This is a genomic window from Pseudomonas sp. P5_A2_2 (genome assembly GCF_054177685.1).
Genome location: NZ_JBGCUL010000861.1, coordinates 1 through 1,908, shown reverse-complemented (window position 1 = coordinate 1,908; position 1,908 = coordinate 1). Strand labels below are relative to the sequence as shown.

Below are 1,908 nucleotides of genomic sequence, written 5' to 3'. Positions count from 1 at the left end.
TCCCAGTACGGCGGACGGCGGATGTAGGTGCTCATTTCACGCCAGTCGTACAGCGGCGCGACTTTCGGGCCGGTGTCTTCGTGGATGGCGAACATCGGAATGTAGACCTGGCGGAACTGCTCCGGCTTCACCGACGTCTTGACCACGGCGTCGATTTCTTCATCGCTCGGCCAGATGTCTTTCAGGCGGATTTCCTTGCCATCCACCACGCCCAGCACATCTTTTTCGATGTCGAAACGGATGGTACCGGCAATCGCATACGCAACCACCAATGGCGGCGACGCGAGGAACGCTTGCTTGGCGTACGGGTGAATCCGCCCGTCGAAGTTACGGTTGCCGGACAACACCGCAGTGGCATACAGGTCACGGTCGATGATCTCTTGCTGGATCACCGGGTCCAGTGCGCCGGACATGCCGTTGCAGGTGGTGCAGGCGAAGGCCACGACGCCGAAACCGAGTTGCTCCAGCTCATCGGTCAAACCGGCTTCATCGAGGTACAGCGCCACGGTTTTCGAGCCCGGCGCCAGGGACGACTTGACCCACGGCTTGCGGGTCAGGCCAAGCTTGTTGGCGTTGCGCRCCAGCAGGCCGGCGGCAATCACGTTGCGCGGGTTGCTGGTGTTGGTGCAGCTGGTGATGGCGGCAATGATCACCGCGCCGTCCGGCATTTGACCCGGCACATCGTCCCATTGGCCGGAGATGCCTTTGGCTGCCAGATCCGAAACCGCGACACGGGCGTGCGGGTTACTCGGGCCGGCCATGTTGCGCACCACCGAAGACAGGTCGAAGGTCAGGCCGCGCTCGTATTGCGCACCTTTGAGGCTGTCTGCCCACAGACCGGTTGTCTTGGCATAGTTCTCGACCAGTTGCACCTGTTCGTCTTCACGCCCGGTGAGCTTGAGGTAGTCGATGGTCTGCTGGTCGATGTAGAACATCGCTGCGGTGGCGCCGTATTCCGGGGCCATGTTGGAGATGGTTGCGCGGTCGCCAAGGGTCAGCTTTGATGCGCCTTCGCCGAAGAACTCCAGCCACGCGCCAACGACTTTTTGCTTGCGCAGGAACTCGGTCAGCGCCAGCACCATGTCGGTGGCGGTAATGCCCGGTTGCAGCTTGCCAGTCAGTTCGACGCCAACGCTTTCCGGCAGACGCATCCACGATGCGCGGCCGAGCATCACGCTTTCGGCTTCAAGACCACCGACACCAATGGCGATCACGCCCAACGCATCGACGTGCGGGGTGTGGCTGTCGGTGCCGACGCAGGTATCAGGGAAGGCCACGCCGTCACGTACCTGGATCACCGGAGACATTTTCTCCAGGTTGATCTGGTGCATGATGCCGTTGCCCGGCGGGATCACGTCGACGTTCTTGAAGGCCTTCTTGGTCCAGTTGATGAAGTGGAAACGGTCTTCGTTGCGACGGTCTTCGATGGCGCGGTTCTTCTCGAACGCCTGCGGATCGAAACCACCGCGCTCGACGGCCAGGGAGTGGTCGACGATCAGTTGCGTCGGCACTACCGGGTTGACTTGCGCAGGGTCACCGCCTTGCAGGGCGATGGCGTCACGCAGGCCGGCGAGGTCGACCAGCGCGGTCTGGCCGAGAATGTCGTGGCACACCACCCGGGCCGGGAACCACGGGAAGTCGAGGTCGCGCTTGCGCTCGATAAATTGTTTCAGGGATTCGGTGAGCGTGGCCGGGTCGCAGCGACGCACAAGGTTTTCCGCCAGCACGCGGGAAGTGTACGGCAGGGTGTCGTAGGCGCCAGGCTGGATCGCCTCGACCGCTGCGCGGACATCGAAGTAATCCAGGTGGCTGCCAGGCAGCGGTTTACGGAATTCAGTGTTCATCGTCAGGACTCGGTCACGGTAGTTACAAAAGGTGGGGCCTGGCACCAGACTTGAAGTTCAGACC

Annotated in this window: 1 protein-coding gene; it reads right to left on the bottom strand. The window is 62.0% G+C overall.

All coding sequences use genetic code 11. From position 1 onward, the window contains the following. The coding region (acnA, locus tag ACXRVY_RS26635) for an aconitate hydratase AcnA (protein WP_458238687.1) at positions 1 to 1,844 on the bottom strand (1,844 nt) is incomplete at its 3' end. Positions 1,845 to 1,908 lie beyond the last annotated feature (64 nt).